Here is a 15,133-nt window from a genome sequence, read left to right as displayed (position 1 = left end):
AGTCAGGCTCCTTTGGGAGCCTGCTTTTTTAATATATCTTCTGCACTTTCAATAGGATAACGGGTATAACTGCCATCTTTCTTACAAACCACAGCAGTCACATGAACAGCATTATTTTCAATATATATCGCTCTATAATTATTTGGTGTGTCCATGAGATATCTGGCTTCTCTACCTAATTCTGGAATAATCCAGTATTTATCATTACATTGAAAAGAGCTTCTGGTATCATAACGGTAAACTTCTTTCGCCACAGCATTAAACAATCCACCAGCGCTAATGAAATAGGAAGTATAACCGATAATTAAAAAAACACCTGACAGACAAAGAATTGATGTATGCACCATCGAAGGTATTTTAATTTTTTTAACCCGCGATGAATCAGTTACCGCCCCTATAGCCATACAGCTAAAATATGAAGCAATCACAAAAAATGGGATGGAAAATAAGATTGAAAAAGCCCACCCAACATAAGCGATTTTAGAAACACTAATATCAAAGAATTCATTGACAAAACCATTCGTAAACATCTTTGAAATAAACAGTATGATTGAACACAAAATTAAAAGAGCTCGATTTATTTTTTTAACAGTATTTTCTTGCAGCCTTGACATGCATAAAAAATAATAATTCCAAAACAGTAATGAGAAACAAATTGCCGGAACACCAAGCAGGAAAATACCATAATTGAAACCAACACCTGAAATCGCCGTCGCCGCCGCGATAAAAAATATTACGATTAACGTACTTGAAGCACTAATGATTCCTTTCAGTTTACCTTTTCGTCCAGGAAATACACCTCTGAGGCGTTTTCTCTCTGTGCTTGCAAAGGTAGCAGAAGAAAAAAATCTGATAATATATCCGGATATCAACACCATGCTGATAAATGTTATGATAATGAGTAGATCAGTACTTGTACGCTTTCTGGCATAAGCCAGACTGAACATAATGGCTGGCCACCAAATAAAACTTATCCAGAACACAACAGGGACTGAACGAAAAAACTTTCCTATCATTAATTTTCTGCCTTTCCATATGATAATTCAGGTAGTTATAACAGGTGTATCTCCTACACGTCTATCACCCAGACAACAGATAAGTAAAAAGGCTGTGTTAGTCACCACATGGCTAAAAACGACTATCCACTTCCCCCTATTTTCGGCTGTCCGATAGTCACGCAACTGGCAGGATGAGCTCAATTTCCTGTCGGACGCCTCGCCATGAAGAATGACGCTCTGTGTTTACTGTATATTTTTTCACTGTTTATTAGCGGCTGCGCCGTACGCCAGAAACCGTTGCCTGTTTCCGCCAATATCGGTGTAGTCCCCACTACGCCGCAATTTACCGAGCGCCAGCAGCGCTACACCCTAGTAGAACTCAAACCCGAAACCAGCCGGATGAACCTGCAGCTACAGCCCGTCGAAATTAACCTTCTCGATAGTCCTGGTCTCACGATTGGCGCCGCATTGCGCCACACGTTGCGCCAGACGGGCTTTAGTCTGTGTCCCGCCGCCGAACGTTCATTGCTCTATATGCTTCCGCTGCCTGCCATCCACCGACACAGCGGGCGAATACTGCTGACTATTAATTCAAAGCTGTTTTCAGTAGACTATCCGGCTGGGTCTGATCCAGCCACACCGACGCGCTATCGCTCAAGGAATCGCTATGTCAGGCTATCGCAAGCACCGCCCTTTTACTTCTCTTTCACGCCGTTGTCGCCGTAAAAAAGTCATTCTACTTAAGAATCTGATCCGTCAGGAGCATCACCGCTGTGGCGGCATATACTACGACGCATGCGGCATTTCCCCTTTCTGCGATGAACCCGATCGCATTTGGGGATGGAGCGATGTCTACTTTACGGGATTAGATCCCGCCGTTCTTTGGAACGCGGAAATTATCACAGTGCAAACAGCGTTTAACGATGCCGTCCACGCCCGAGCATTTGATGAAGCCCGTGAGTTGCTGAGCAAAAAAGAACGTGAAAATGAATTCCGAATGGAAACCAGACACAATTACGACGCAAAAGGAAAAATTCTAAGCCACACAATGATATTCCGAGAACCCAGTAAATATGTCATGTTTGGCAACCTGACTTTTTCACAGTATGTTCATAAACGCGAGCAGGAGATAGCTCATGACGATCCGCCCATAATTCACTGCTGTTATCGTTTTTTACCCAACTATGCTTATGGACTGGGGTTGCAGATGATTATTGACGCTCCGTCGTTAAGCCAACAGATCATTGAAGCAGCTATTTCTGATTTTCGTTTACGCGGTGAGTGTGAATGGCATTCACCCAAGCCTGTTTCGGTTGAAATGCTGAGGTTGTTTGACAGAGAGGAAGGAATCTGAAATTGCGATAAACGGGCGGCATCGTTTCATCTTTCCGCCCGGAGCCCTCCTCTGTCTGACAAGTTGCGCGCTGACGATTTGCTGCAAACTTTTGCCTGTGTATCTCTCACGTTTTTTCCAGACCTTTCATCATCCCCGCGTCACGCTCAATTAAGTCGGGGTATTTCTGACGTGCGTCTGGCCAAGCTTCCACCTCATCCCGGTTCCAGGCAACAACGCGTGGCGTCAGTGAGAAGCGTTTAGGAAAATCGCCATCTTTTCCCTGCTTATCAATAGTATAAAAAGACAACCGCACTAACTTTATCAATTCTTCTTTTCTGAGTGCTGCATGCATGATTCTCTCCAGAAGTTGGTTATCTGTCGTCAAATTCTGTTAAATCCGGCTCACTGTTTTAAGCAACAATAAGCTTTTATCGGCTGCCCTATTCCTGACTCATTTAAATTTCTCAATACACCGGTCAACCATATCCGCCCAGTCCTGCAACATGGATGTCCGTTGCTCTGCGTATTCCGCCTTGTTATACACCGCCAGGACACCCCGCTGTTCATGCGCCAGACATTTTTCGATCCAGTCAGAGTTATACCCTGCTTCGTGCAAAAGCGTGCTGGCCGTCCGACGCAGGTCATGAACTGAAAAGGATTCAAACTCCACGCCCTCTTCCGCTAATTGTTTTAACCCCGAACGAATAGCGGCATTCAGCGCAGCGTCAGATAGCGGGAGTCTGGGGCTAAAACGTCCGGGATGAAGATACTCGGGCCAGGCATAGATGATATTTAACGCAACAAGAATCTCTTGCGCCTGCCGGGAGAGATAAACCCGATGTGGTCGCGACATTTTCATGATAGAGGACGGTGCGCCGCGATCGCGGATTTCTTCGCACAGGATGCGGAGGTCAATATGACTAATCTCCTTGAGGGTTCGCTTACCAAAATGCGGCAGCACTTTTTTATCCATAATAGATAATCTAAGAGCTCTGGTACTTTCAGCAGCATTCCAGGATTTACGCCAGCGTTTCTCAAAATCCCTGAAATAGAGGGCCTCTCTTATTTCCTGCTTTGCCTGCTGCTTTTTAATCGCAGGAGAAACACCCTCTGAAATAAGTTATTTGGCCTTACTTAACATTTCCCGCGCTTCAGCAAGGCTAAGCCCTCCCACGCCAAAACGTCCAAGAGTCAGGGTCTCACGCCGATTATTGATGCGGTAGTCATAGCGAAATGAAACAGAACCAGCGGGAGAGAACAAAACATACAGGCTATCACGGTCAGAAATTTTATAACTTTTATCATTTTATTTCAGACACTTAAGCTCGACATCAGTCAGTATGACGGTATCCTCCGGTGTTTACGATACCGTCGATAAAACACCTGGCTGACGGTATTATACGCAATTTACCGCAACCGCTTTTTGTTGAATACGTCAAAAATACCGTCAGAAAAGTGATGCTTTCTGCTGTGGCGGGAGATGGTCAGAAAGAGAGACTGGCGCTTTAAGCCGCGCCAGCTCTGGGTTTATCCGTGGTTACCTTGCGTTATTAACAGGAGGCCAGTACCGGTTAGTGCTTCACGATATACATGGTACGACTGTAGGCCACATCTTCCGGGTTGGTGATCGGGTAGCCTTTCAGCCACGGCTTAATCAGCCGGCCGTTAGTGTACTGGTAGATCGGCGCAATCGGCGCTTTGACCATAATGATCTTCTCCGCCGCGTTGTAATCGTCGTTACGCGCTTTGGCCGAATTCTCCACCGCCGCCTGGGCGAGGATTTTGTCGTACGCCGGATCGTTAAAGCGGGAGATATTTCCGCTGTGGGTGGAGGTCAGTAGCGACAGGAAGGTGGACGGCTCGTTGTAATCCCCCACCCACGAGGCGCGGATCACGTCGAAATTGCCGGTGTTACGGCTGTCGATATAGGTTTTCCACTCCTGGTTCTGCAGTTTCACCTCCACGCCGAGGTTTTTCTTCCACATCGACGCCACCGCGATGGCAATCTTCTGGTGATTCTCTGAGGTGTTATACAGCAGCGTCAGCTTCAGCGGACGATTCGGGCCATAGCCGGCGGCAGCCAGCAGGGCTTTCGCCTGAGCATTAAGTTCGGCCTGACTCATACTCTCAAACTGCGACGGCTGGGGGGTGAAGCCCGCCGTCACGTCCGGCGTGAAACGCCACGCCGGTTTTTCCCCGGTTCCCAGCACTTTCTCCGCCATCACCCGGCGATCGATGGTCATGCTCAGCGCCAGTCGCACCCGCTCGTCCGCCGTCGGCCCCTTTTGGGTATTAAAGGCGTAATAGTAAGTGCCCAGCTGCGGCGGGGTATAAACCTGCCCCGGAATGTCCTTCAGCAACTTCTGGTACATATTTTTCGGGAAAGATTCGGTGATATCGATATCGCCAGCGAGATAGCGCTTGGTGGCGGCGGACTCCTGGTTGATCGGCACAAAGGTGACCTGCTGGATCACCGTTTTGGCGTTATCCCAGTAGTGCGTGTTCGGCACCAGCACCAGCTTTTCATTCACGACGCGGTCTTTCAGAACATAGGCGCCGTTGCCCACCAGGCTGCCGGGCCGCGTCCAGTTCGCCCCGCTGTCGACATTCGCCTTCTGTACCGGATAGAAGGCAAAGCTGGCGGTCAGGTTGCTGAACCACGGCAGCGGTTTGTCCAGCTGCACCCGCAGGGTGTGGGCATCGACGGCGGTGACCCCCAGGGTCTCCGGCGCGGCTTTGCCGTCAATGATGTTCTGCGCGTTAGCGATCCCCGCCAGCGCCGCGAACCAGGCGAACGGCGAAGTGGTTTTCGGATCCACCAGACGCTGCCAGCTATAGACGAAATCCTCGGCGGTAACCGGCGTGCCGTCGGACCAGCGCGCGTCATCGCGCAGGGTAAAGGTCCAGACGCGGTTATCGTTGCTCTGCCAGCGGGTCGCCACGCCTGGAACCAGGTTGCCTTTCGCATCCTGATTGACTAAACCTTCAAACAGATCGCGGATCACCTGGATTTCCGGCAGGCCCACCGCTTTGGCGGGATCTAACGAGGCGGGTTCATCTTTGATATGGCGTACTAACAGCTGTTTTTCAGCCAGTACCGTACCCGGCGGTACGTCCGCCGCCCAGGCTAAAGAAGATACGCTGGCTAACCACAGCGCGCCGCATGTCAAAGCGACAGGATACTTCATAAGATCCCCTTTAAAATGAAAAAAATACCGCCAACAGAGCGATAATTATTTGTTTCATCACCTGAAATTGCAAACGACATATGATAGAAAATTGATGTGTCGTCGGATTTCACGCCTCAGGGAATGGGTTTGATCCCGACACGCTTTTCGCCAACACTCAATAATAACGACACACAGGAAGCCCTATGTCTATTTCACGTCCTCGTCCGCAGCGCGGCGACTTTCCGCCGGGAACCCGGCAGTACGGCAGCTCGGAACTGGGCGCGCCGTTGTTGTGGTTTCCTGCGCCGCAGGCCGACAGTCGCAGTGGCCTGATTATTGCCGGCACCCACGGTGATGAAAATTCGTCGATTGTGACCCTCTCCTGCGCCCTGCGCACCCTGAAACCCGAGCTGCGCCGTCACCACGTGGTGCTAACGGTCAATCCTGACGGCTGTCAGCTCGGGCTACGCGCCAACGCCCGCGGCGTTGACCTCAACCGTAACTTTCCGGCCGCTAACTGGCGACAAGGGGAAACGGTTTATCGCTGGAACAGCGCGGCAGAGGAACGCGACGTGGTGCTGTTGACCGGCGAGCAGCCGGGTTCGGAGCGGGAGACCCAGGCCCTGTGTCAGTTGATCCATCAGATCCATCCGGCATGGGTGGTCTCCTTTCACGATCCGCTGGCCTGTATCGAAGACCCGGGCCACAGCCCGCTGGGGCACTGGCTGGCTAATGCCTTCTCCTTGCCGCTGGTCGGCAGCGTGGGCTACGACACGCCGGGCTCCTTTGGCAGCTGGTGCGCCGATATCGGACTCCCCTGCATCACCGCCGAGTTCCCGCCGGTCTCCGCCGACGAGGCAACGGAGCGTTACCTGCCGGCGATGACCGACCTGCTGCGCTGGCAGGCTTAAAGATGAAGCACGCCGGTGCTGAACCGCAGCGCCGGCTCAACGTCCACCGCCAGCCATGTCGGGCCGTCGAGATCGGCGAAGCGCGCCAGCGGCGCCAGCGGGAGCGCGGCGGCGATCCCGCGCGAGGTGCAGAGCATACAGCCCAGCATCCGTTCAAACCCCTGCCGTTCCGCCTCCTCGGCCAGAGCCAGCGCTTCGGTCAGACCGCCCGTTTTATCCAGTTTGATATTGACCATCTCATAGCGCCCGCGCAGCCTCGGCAGGCTCTCCCGGGTATGGCAGCTCTCGTCGGCGCAAATCGGTAACGGATGAACGAAGTTTTCCAGCGCCGCATCGGCGTCAGCCGGGAGCGGCTGCTCGAGCATCGCCACGCCGAGGTCCGCCAGCAGCTGACAGCGCGCCGCCAGCCCCTCGCTGTGCCAGGATTCATTGGCGTCGACAATCAGGGTGGCCTGCGGCGCCGCCTGACGGATAGCGATTAACCGCTCGCTGATCAGCCGGTCGTCAAGCTTCACTTTCAACAGCTGGGCCCCCTTCTGCCACAACGCCGCGGCGCTGGCTGCCATCTGATCCGCCGTACCAATCACCACCGTTTGGGCGGTGATCACCCGGTTGGGTAACGCCACACCCAGCAGCTGAGGCAAGGTTTTGCCTTCGCGCCGCGCCTGCAGATCCCACAGCGCGCAGTCAACGGCATTGCGCGCGGCGCCTGCCGGCAGCAGCCGCTGCAGCTGTTCGCGGGTGAGACCCGCTTCCAGTTGCTCGCCGATCGCCATCACCTGGGCCATGACCGAAGCGATGCTCTCGCCATAGCGGGGATAAGGTGTGCATTCGCCCACCCCTTTCACACCGTCCTCCTCCAGTTCCACCACCACCACTTTTGCCTCGCTGCGGCTGCCGCGGGCGATCACAAAAGGGGTATGTAGCGGCCAGGCTTCCTCATACACTCGCACGTTGCGCATTCCCTTGTCCTCTCTGGTCAATGTTAAATAGGGTTTGCCGTGTAGCTGGCGGATGTCATACACTACTCGTGACGTTAACTATATGTAAACAGGAAGATAACCATGTCACAAACCGTGCATTTCCAGGGCAACCCCGTTTCTGTTCAGGGCACCATTCCGCAGGCAGGCGCTAAAGCGCAGCCGTTTACGCTGGTCGCCAAAGATCTCTCTGACGTCGCGCTGAGCCAGTACGCCGGCAAACGTAAAGTACTGAATATTTTCCCGAGCATTGATACCGGCGTGTGTGCCGCATCAGTGCGTAAATTCAACCAGCTGGCCGCTGAACTGGACAACACCGTGGTGCTGTGCATTTCCGCTGACCTGCCGTTCGCCCAGTCCCGCTTCTGCGGCGCGGAAGGCCTGAGCAACGTGGTGACCCTTTCCACGCTGCGCGGCGCGTCGTTCCTCGCTGACTACGGTGTCGCCATCGCCGCCGGTCCGCTGGCTGGCCTGGCCGCTCGCGCTGTGGTCGTTATCGATGAAAACGATCAGGTCGTCTACAGCCAGCTGGTGAACGAAATCACCGAAGAGCCGGACTACGACGCCGCGCTGGCCGCTCTGAAAGCCTGATAACAGAGTGCCCGGGCGCATCGCGCCTGCGGACATTCTCTTTGCTCAGCCCCCGCTCTGCGGGGGCTTTTTATTGCCGTGGCGCATAGCGGGAGATAGCCCGTGCCATCGCCGGGCCGGTCAGTAAAATGGTAAACAGTCGCAGCGTCTGTAGCGCCATAATGAACGACATATCCGCCCGGGTGCCGGCGGCGATAATCGCCACCGTGTCCAGCCCGCCTGGGCTGGTGGCCAGATAGGCGGTCATAAAGTCCATCTGCAAAATGTGAGTCAGGCCGAGGGCCATCAGGGCGCACATCATGATCAGCCCGAGAATAGAGGCGATAATCTGCGGCAGCGTCTTCAGCGCCAGCAGAAAAATGGCTTTATTAAACTGGAGCCCCACCGTCCAGCCCAGCACCGCATAGGCCATCGCCAGCAGCCACTCCGGCAGCTCCAGCATCACCCAACCGCTGCCCTGCGCGAGTGCGCCGAGCAGCATCGGCAACAGCATGGCCCCGGAGGGGATGCGCAGCCGCATGCCCAGCCAACAGGCTAGCGCCGTCAGCAGCAGCGTGAAAGGGAAATTCAGGGTCAACGATGGAAACCAGACAATATCCTGAGTCATTTCCTGCGCTTCATTGCCCAATGCATAACGCACCACCAGCGCCGCCGCGCCGACGACAAACAGCACTCGCAGATACTGCATCAGCGCCACCAGCCGCACATCGGCCCCGTACTCCTGGGCCATCACCACCATTGCCGACGCGCCGCCGGGAGAGCTTCCCCAGGCGCCAGTGGCGCCCGGCAGCGCGCTATAGCGGACCAGTAGCCAGCCGGTGAGGCCGCTAATCGCCAGGGTGGTCAACAGGATCGCCAGTACCAGCGCCCAGTTGTTGAACAGCACACCAAAAACAGAGGGGTTGATCGCCCGGGCAATCATGCAGCCGACAATGGCCTGCGCCGCCAGGTAACAGGGGCGGGGAAGCTGCAGCGTCACCCCGCGCAGGCTGAAGATGATGCCGGCGATTAGCGGCCCCAGCAGCAGCGCCGCCGGAAGATGAAGGCGTAACAGCAGCGAGGAGAAGAGAACAGAGAGCAGCAGCAATGCCAGCCATTGCCCGATCGCGCGACGCGACGCCAAGATGCACCACCCCGGAAAAAGGATTAAAAAACCAGTATATACAGGTTTGGCCCGCTTTGCAGGCCAGGATGCCGGCAACGAGGGTCGCCGGCCTGGCGGGATTATTCGTCGCCCTTTTTCTGACTCAGACCATATTCACGCAGCTTATTGGCGATGGCGGTATGCGACACCCCCAGCCGCTTCGCCAGCTTACGGGTGCTGGGGTAGCTGCGATAGAGCTGGGTCAGCACCGAGCGCTCAAAGCGGCGGGTGATGTCGTCCAGCGACCCTTCCATCGCCTCCTCGCCCACTGGCAGCGACGCGACGTCATGGTCCGGCAGCAGAATGTCCTGTGGGCGCAGCTCGAATCCCTCCAGCTGGGTCAGTGCGCGATAGACGGCATTCTTCAACTGGCGAACGTTGCCGGGCCAGCTGTAGCGGGTGAGCACCGTACTGAGATCGGCGGAGAGCTTTGGCCGCGGGACGCCCTGCTCATCAGCAAAGCGGGCCACGAACAGCTCCGTCAGCGGCATAATGTCCTGCGGGCAGTCGCGCAGCGGCGGCAGATAGAGCGTCAGGACGTTGAGGCGATAGTAGAGATCTTCACGGAACAGCCCTTTCTGCACCAGCTCGACCAGGTTTTTCTGCGTCGCGCAGATCACCCGCACATCGACGTGCACTTCATGATCCTCGCCAACGCGGCGGAAGGTGCCGTCGTTGAGGAAGCGCAGCAGCTTGGTCTGCATTCGCGGCGACATCTCGCCAATTTCATCCAGCAGCACCGAGCCGCCGTTGGCCTGCTCGAAGAAGCCCTTCTTGCCCTGCAGCGCGTCGCCAAAAAGTTCGCTCTCGACCGCGTCCTCGGGAATGGAGCCGCAGTTGAGCGCCAGATAAGGTTTGCCCGCCCGCGGACTGGCCAGATGGCAGGCATGGGCCAGCAGATCTTTGCCGGTGCCGGTGTCGCCGACAATCAGCAGCGGCGCGCTGAGCATCGCCAGCTTGCGCGCTTGCTCCACCACGTGGCGCATTTTCGGCCCCACCGCGAGGATCTGGCTGAAGGCGCTGGTGTCCTGGCTGGTCATGGTCTGCAGCTGACGTCCCATCCGCACGGTTGAGCGCAGCATCGCCACGGCGCCGGTCAGCACCCGCTCGTTATGCTCCCCTTCCAGATAGACCGGAGTCACTTCCAGCAGGTAATTCTGACCATTCACCACCACATGTTCCGCATGCGTCTCCAGCGGATTGCTCTCCAGCCAGCGCTGAACGTTAAAATCGGCGATCAGCTGGGCCACCGGATGGTTACGCAGCTTCGCCTGGCTTTGACCAAACAGCAGACAACTGGCGGGGTTGGCCAGTTCCACCTTGCCTTTGGTATCCAGCGACAGCACCGGCTCCGGCATCGCCACCAGCAGGGCGCTGAGCGCCAGGTGTTCACGCTCCGATGGCATCCACGGCACGGTGCGCACATCTGTCACGCCGGCGATACGACGGATCTCTGCCATCAGGCTGCTGAACGTGGCGAACTCCAGTTCGGCAAAATTGAGGTAAATTCGGCCAATAGGGTCAATATCGATACCACGTAGATCAATGCCGCGCAGCACCAGCAAATCAAGCAATTCACGAGTCAGACCGAGGCGGTCTTCACAAAAGACTTCAAGACGCATGGGAGTGTTCACCCTAAAAGTGCCAATGACGGGAGAATAATAGGACAGGAATGGGTTTTCGGGAAGCTAACTGTCAACAATTATTGACAGCATGGCGGAAAAATGGGCGTTGTGCCGTAAAGTCAGGCGGTCAGTGGCTAAATGACCGCCTCGGCGAGCCGGGATCCGGCATGCCCTGTAGGCCGGGCAAGGCGAAGCCACCGCCCGGCAATGTCTTTCAGCGGGGATCAGTTCTCCGGGCGGGTTTTGCTTTTCTGCAGGGTCTCTTTCAGCTGCCCAATCAGCTCGCGACGAAAATCGCCGAGCCGCGGTTTATCATCGGCGATCCACGGCAGTGGGCGGCACAGCTCCATTGCCTTGATCCCGAGACGGGCGGTCAGCAGTCCGGCGCCGATGCCCTGCGCGGCGCGCGCCGACAGCCGGGCCGCCAGATCCTGCGACATCCAGTCCATCCCCACCTCGCGCACCAGTTCGCTGGCGCCAGCGAAAGCGATATTCAGCAACACCAGGCGAAACAGTCGCAGACGGCTGTAATACCCGAGCTCAATGCCGTACAACGTGGCAATTCGGTTGATCAGCCGCAGGTTACGCCAGGCGATAAACGCCATATCCACCAGCGCCAGCGGGCTGACGGCAATCATCAGCGTCGACTCCGCCGCAGAACGGCTGATTTCCCGCCGCGCCTGGGCATCCAGCACCGGCTGCACCAGCTGCGCATAGAGGCTCACCACTTCACGATCGCTTTGCGTTTCGTGGATCGCGGCATACCAGCGCTGCAGCGCCGGATGCGACTGATCCAGACCCGCCTGCTGCGCCAGTTTCTCGCAAAAGGCTTTGGCTTTACCGACCGCGTGACTGTGCAGCATATCGCGCGCTTCATCGCGTTCGTGGGCGCGCTGGCGCAGTCGCCACAGGCGGCGCCATTCGGTAGCTACCGATCCGACGCCGGCGCCGACGATCAGCGCCCCGGCGACGCAGCCGCCCAGCGCAATCCAGTCCTGGGTCTGCCAGGCGTTGGCCGTCCACTGCACGCCTTGCGCCACGACGCTGACGCCGAAGATCGCCAGTCCGGCGCTGACCATCCGCCGCCACAGGCTGCGTTTGGGTCGCAGGACTGACTCCACCACCGCTTCCGCCGCCCCCTCTTCCTCTTCGCCGGTCACCAGCCGCGCTGGCGCGAAGTTGTCCGCCTCCAGGGTGTCGAAGGCGCGGGCGCTTTTCAGCGGCGGAATTTTTTCCGCTTGCAGCGGACCATCAAAATCAATCCGCGGTTTTAACGGTTCGCTCATCGCAGTTTATCTCCAATCAAAAATTCCAACGCCGCGTCGAGGCGAATGTGCGGCAAAGGCCGATCGACATCCATGACCTGCGGACGAAAGTTTTCAAACTGAAATCCCTGCTGCTGCCAGAAGGCCTGGCCCGGCAGACGCGCCGGCACCTCGCCGGGATAGATGGTCAACGGCTGGCCGTCGCTCAGCCGATCGCCGCGCAGGGCGGGAATTTTCTCGCCATTCACCTCAATCAGCCCGCTCTGGGTCGCCTGAATGGACGCCAGCCCCAGGCAATCCATGCTGATCCCCTCAAAGGCGGCGTTCTGCCACGCGTCCTGAATCAACTGCTGCAGGAGCGACACCATATTGCTGTGCTGATCGACCGTGACGTGGTCAGCTTTGGTGGCGGCAAACAGCAGCTTGTCGATAACCGGCGAAAACAACCGGCGGAACAAGGTGCGCTGCCCGTAATGGAAACTTTGCATCAGCTGGGTCAACGCCAGGCGCATATCGTTAAAGGCCTGTGGCCCGCTGTTGAGCGGCTGCAGACAGTCCACCAGCACAATCTGCCGATCGAAGCGCAGGAAGTGCTCTTTGTAGAACCCCTTCACCACCCTTTCGCAATAGTATTTGTAGCGTTCGCGCAGCATGCCGGCGTTGCTGTGTTTGTCCGCCTGCGCCAGCTTGGCTTCGCCGATGGCATCGACGTCAGGCCATGGGAAAAACTGCAGCGCCGGCGCACCCGCCATTTCACCGGGCAGGACAAAGCGCCCGGGCTGGATAAAGTGCAGCCCTTCACGCTTACAGGCGTGCAGATAGTCCGTCCAGGCGGCGGCGATATCTGCCAGACGGGCCTCGTCGGCAGGGGCCAGCGGATCCAGCCCGGCGCACAGCTGCCGCCAGCGGGCCGACCACTCCGCACGCTGTCCCTGCAGGAGTCCGGTCATCTGTCGTGACCAGCTCAGATAATCCTGTGCCAGCATCGGCAGGTCGAGCAGCCACTCGCCTGGATAGTCGACGATCTCCAGATACAGCGTGGAGGTGTCTTTAAAATGGCGCAGCAGGGAGTCATTCGAACGGTAGCGCAGCGCGAGACGGATCTCGCTCACCCCGCGCGTCGGGGTTGGCCACATAGGAGGCTGGCCGTACAGCTGGGCCAGCCCTTCGTCGTAGGTGAATCGGGGAATGCCAAAGTCCCGCTGCGGCACGCGCTTGACGCCGAGCAGCCGCTCTTCGCGTGCGGCGCTCAGCAGCGGCAGGCGGGCGCCGGTGTGGATATTCAACAATTGATTGACCAGCGCGGTGATAAACGCCGTTTTACCGCTCCGGCTCAGGCCAGTCACCGCCAGACGTAAATGCCGGTCAACCCCGCGGTTGACCAGCGCATTCAATTCAGTTTTCAGTCGCTTCATCGCCAGTCCGTTATGCCCTGAAGGTGGTTCTCGTTATCATAAGTTATCTGGTGAGGATAAGCAGGGCAACGTTCATCCCTGGGGGATTTCCTCACGGCGGCATTATTTCATCCCGCGCGTGACGCGGTTGGCCAGCCGGCTGAGCAGCGGCTCCAGCGCCACCGCCAGCAGCATTTTCAGCGGCCGACGCGCGACCGATTTGACCGCCCAGCCGGCAACGCCCGCCGGGCCATAACGCAGCGCGGTCAGCAGCGCCAGCTTACCGACGATTTTCAGACCGGGCTTCACCTGCTGCCCGGCGCGTTGCCATTTGCTATTCATGCGTTGCCTCACTCGTTAAAAACAGGATTTACAGCTGGCGAAAGCGGCTGCGCAGCGTAAAGGTGTCGGAGGTCACATACCGCTCCATTTCACGCAGACGCTGTTCACCGGAGGCCAGTTCGGCATCCACGGCGGCCAGCAGATCGCCATTGCTCGGCGCTTTATGACCGTACAGCTCGCTGTCCGGTATCGGGTCCAGGGCAAAGGTCAAAATGATGTAGGCCACCAGGACAAAGAAAAAGAGGCCGAAAATCATCGCCAGCACGGTAATCAGTCGCACCAGCTTCACCGGGACATCAAGATGCTGAGCAATGCCCGCGCAGACGCCCTTCACCATCCCGCGCTGCGGGATACGCCACAGTTTTTTATTCAGATCCAGTCCGGCCATTATTTGTCTCTCCAGTTCGGATGTTCGGCATCCAGGATCGCTTCCAGCGCCTGAATGCGTTCGCGCATCCGCTTCGCGTCATCGGTCAACTGCAGCAGCCGTTGCTGCTCATTTTGCGTCAGACTGCCGTTGGCGCCGCGATTGTTATAATGCAGCCACAGCCAGACCGGCAGAACAAACAGCACAAACAGCGTCAGCGGAATGGCGAGAAAAAGCATGCTCATGTGTACTCCTTACAGGGGGTGAGCCGCGGCGCAACGCCGCGCCGCGCAATCGTACTTACTGGTTCGACTGGTTCATTTTGGCTTTCAACGCCGCCAGTTGATCGCTGATTTCGTCGTCTGCTTTCAGTTCGGCAAACTGCTGATCCAGCGTCTGCTGCTTGCCAAAGCGGTGACTCTCCGCTTCCGCTTCCATCTGATCGATGCGGCGCTCAAACGATTCAAAGCGGGCCATCGCCTCATCCAGTTTACCGCTGTCCAGCTGGCGACGCACATCGCGGGACGAACTCGCCGCCTGATGGCGCAGCGCCAGCGCCTGCTGACGGGCGCGGGTTTCGCTGAGTTTGTTCTCCAGCTCGCCAATCTCTTTTTTCATGCGCGCCAGCGTTTCATCCACCAGCTGCACTTCGTGGTCCAGCTGAGCAATCAGGTCGGTCAGCTTCTGTTTTTCGATCAGCGCCGCCCGGGCCAGATCCTCTTTCTCTTTACGCAGCGCCAGCTCGGCTTTTTCCTGCCATTCCGCTTGCTGGGCGACCGCCTGCTCAATACGACGGGACAGCTGTTTCTTTTCCGCCAGCGCGCGGGCCGACGTCGAACGCACCTCCACCAGCGTGTCTTCCATCTCCTGGATCATCAGACGCACCAGCTTTTGCGGGTCCTCCGCTTTCTCCAGCAGGGAGTTGATGTTGGCGTTCACGATGTCGGCAAAACGAGAAAAAATACCCATAATTTCAATCCTCATAGTTCTGGTTTCAGGTATTCACCTGT

At 56.8% G+C, this 15,133-nt stretch carries 17 protein-coding genes and 1 pseudogene; 4 read left to right on the top strand and 14 right to left on the bottom strand.

The window, feature by feature from the left end:
• Positions 1–2 precede the first annotated feature (2 nt).
• Positions 3–1,016: a hypothetical protein gene (locus CWM54_RS03225; RefSeq protein ID WP_100680028.1), complete on the bottom strand. Its 1,014-nt coding sequence runs from the start codon at positions 1,014–1,016 to the stop codon at positions 3–5.
• 204 nt (positions 1,017–1,220) lie between these two features.
• On the opposite strand from CWM54_RS03225, the gene CWM54_RS29145 reads away from it, so the two are divergent.
• Both CWM54_RS29145 and CWM54_RS03215 read left to right on the top strand, forming a co-directional pair.
• On the top strand, positions 1,221–1,724 hold the full coding sequence (locus tag CWM54_RS29145) for a hypothetical protein (RefSeq protein WP_227521602.1): 504 nt from the start codon (positions 1,221–1,223) through the stop codon (positions 1,722–1,724).
• On the top strand, positions 1,666–2,352 hold the full coding sequence (locus tag CWM54_RS03215; RefSeq protein WP_100680027.1) for a hypothetical protein: 687 nt from the start codon (positions 1,666–1,668) through the stop codon (positions 2,350–2,352). Before CWM54_RS29145 ends, CWM54_RS03215 begins: the two co-directional genes overlap by 59 nt.
• 106 nt (positions 2,353–2,458) lie before the next feature.
• Here the strand turns inward: CWM54_RS03215 and CWM54_RS03210 are convergent, their stop codons facing one another.
• The 4 genes and pseudogenes from CWM54_RS03210 to CWM54_RS28345 all read right to left on the bottom strand — a co-directional run bounded on the left by CWM54_RS03210 (position 2,459) and on the right by CWM54_RS28345 (position 5,635).
• Positions 2,459–2,686, bottom strand: a complete 228-nt coding sequence (locus CWM54_RS03210; protein WP_100680026.1) for a helix-turn-helix transcriptional regulator — start codon at positions 2,684–2,686, stop codon at positions 2,459–2,461.
• A 99-nt stretch (positions 2,687–2,785) separates the two neighbouring features.
• Positions 2,786–3,622, bottom strand: a pseudogene (locus tag CWM54_RS03205) (tyrosine-type recombinase/integrase).
• A 283-nt stretch (positions 3,623–3,905) separates the two neighbouring features.
• Entirely contained in the window at positions 3,906–5,522 is a 1,617-nt protein-coding gene (locus tag CWM54_RS03200; protein ID WP_046881558.1) for a peptide ABC transporter substrate-binding protein, read from the bottom strand.
• Entirely contained in the window at positions 5,519–5,635 is a 117-nt protein-coding gene (locus tag CWM54_RS28345; protein WP_012542015.1) for a hypothetical protein, read from the bottom strand. The genes CWM54_RS03200 and CWM54_RS28345 overlap by 4 nt, the downstream gene beginning before the upstream one ends.
• Positions 5,636–5,707: 72 nt before the next feature.
• On the opposite strand from CWM54_RS28345, the gene mpaA reads away from it, so the two are divergent.
• Entirely contained in the window at positions 5,708–6,415 is a 708-nt protein-coding gene (mpaA, locus tag CWM54_RS03195; RefSeq protein ID WP_061154878.1) for a murein tripeptide amidase MpaA, read from the top strand.
• Here mpaA and ycjG read toward each other — a convergent pair.
• A complete protein-coding gene (gene ycjG / locus CWM54_RS03190; RefSeq protein ID WP_074386089.1) occupies positions 6,412–7,377 on the bottom strand; it encodes an L-Ala-D/L-Glu epimerase in 966 nt (321 codons plus the stop codon). The two genes, mpaA and ycjG, sit on opposite strands and share 4 nt — an antisense overlap.
• 102 nt (positions 7,378–7,479) lie before the next feature.
• Between ycjG and tpx the strand changes: the two genes are divergently transcribed.
• On the top strand, positions 7,480–7,986 hold the full coding sequence (gene tpx, locus CWM54_RS03185; protein WP_008805229.1) for a thiol peroxidase: 507 nt from the start codon (positions 7,480–7,482) through the stop codon (positions 7,984–7,986).
• Between the two features lie 70 nt (positions 7,987–8,056).
• Here the strand turns inward: tpx and CWM54_RS03180 are convergent, their stop codons facing one another.
• From CWM54_RS03180 to pspA, 8 genes are all read right to left on the bottom strand, one after another.
• Positions 8,057–9,109, bottom strand: a complete 1,053-nt coding sequence (locus tag CWM54_RS03180; protein ID WP_162677679.1) for an AbrB family transcriptional regulator — start codon at positions 9,107–9,109, stop codon at positions 8,057–8,059.
• A gap of 101 nt (positions 9,110–9,210) precedes the next feature.
• A complete protein-coding gene (gene tyrR, locus CWM54_RS03175; protein WP_061154881.1) occupies positions 9,211–10,752 on the bottom strand; it encodes a transcriptional regulator TyrR in 1,542 nt (513 codons plus the stop codon).
• 227 nt (positions 10,753–10,979) lie between these two features.
• On the bottom strand, positions 10,980–12,041 hold the full coding sequence (locus CWM54_RS03170; protein ID WP_100695927.1) for a YcjF family protein: 1,062 nt from the start codon (positions 12,039–12,041) through the stop codon (positions 10,980–10,982).
• Positions 12,038–13,435: a YcjX family protein gene (locus tag CWM54_RS03165; protein WP_008805233.1), complete on the bottom strand. Its 1,398-nt coding sequence runs from the start codon at positions 13,433–13,435 to the stop codon at positions 12,038–12,040. Before CWM54_RS03165 ends, CWM54_RS03170 begins: the two co-directional genes overlap by 4 nt.
• Before the next feature lie 102 nt (positions 13,436–13,537).
• Positions 13,538–13,756 (bottom strand): phage shock protein PspD, encoded by a 219-nt coding sequence (gene pspD / locus CWM54_RS03160; protein ID WP_002901915.1) that lies wholly within the window; start codon positions 13,754–13,756, stop codon positions 13,538–13,540.
• A 28-nt stretch (positions 13,757–13,784) separates the two neighbouring features.
• Entirely contained in the window at positions 13,785–14,144 is a 360-nt protein-coding gene (gene pspC / locus CWM54_RS03155) for an envelope stress response membrane protein PspC (RefSeq protein WP_002901913.1), read from the bottom strand.
• Positions 14,144–14,368 carry an envelope stress response membrane protein PspB gene (gene pspB / locus CWM54_RS03150; RefSeq protein ID WP_002901911.1) on the bottom strand — a complete coding sequence of 75 codons (225 nt, stop codon included), beginning with the start codon at positions 14,366–14,368 and terminating at the stop codon, positions 14,144–14,146. The genes pspC and pspB overlap by 1 nt, the downstream gene beginning before the upstream one ends.
• Before the next feature lie 55 nt (positions 14,369–14,423).
• On the bottom strand, positions 14,424–15,092 hold the full coding sequence (pspA, locus tag CWM54_RS03145) for a phage shock protein PspA (RefSeq protein WP_061154884.1): 669 nt from the start codon (positions 15,090–15,092) through the stop codon (positions 14,424–14,426).
• Between the last annotated feature and the right edge of the window lie 41 nt (positions 15,093–15,133).

The organism is Klebsiella sp. D-Nf1, from assembly GCF_002810515.1.
Classification (GTDB): Bacteria; Pseudomonadota; Gammaproteobacteria; order Enterobacterales; family Enterobacteriaceae; genus Klebsiella; species Klebsiella variicola.
This window is presented reverse-complemented; position numbering and strand designations above follow the sequence as displayed.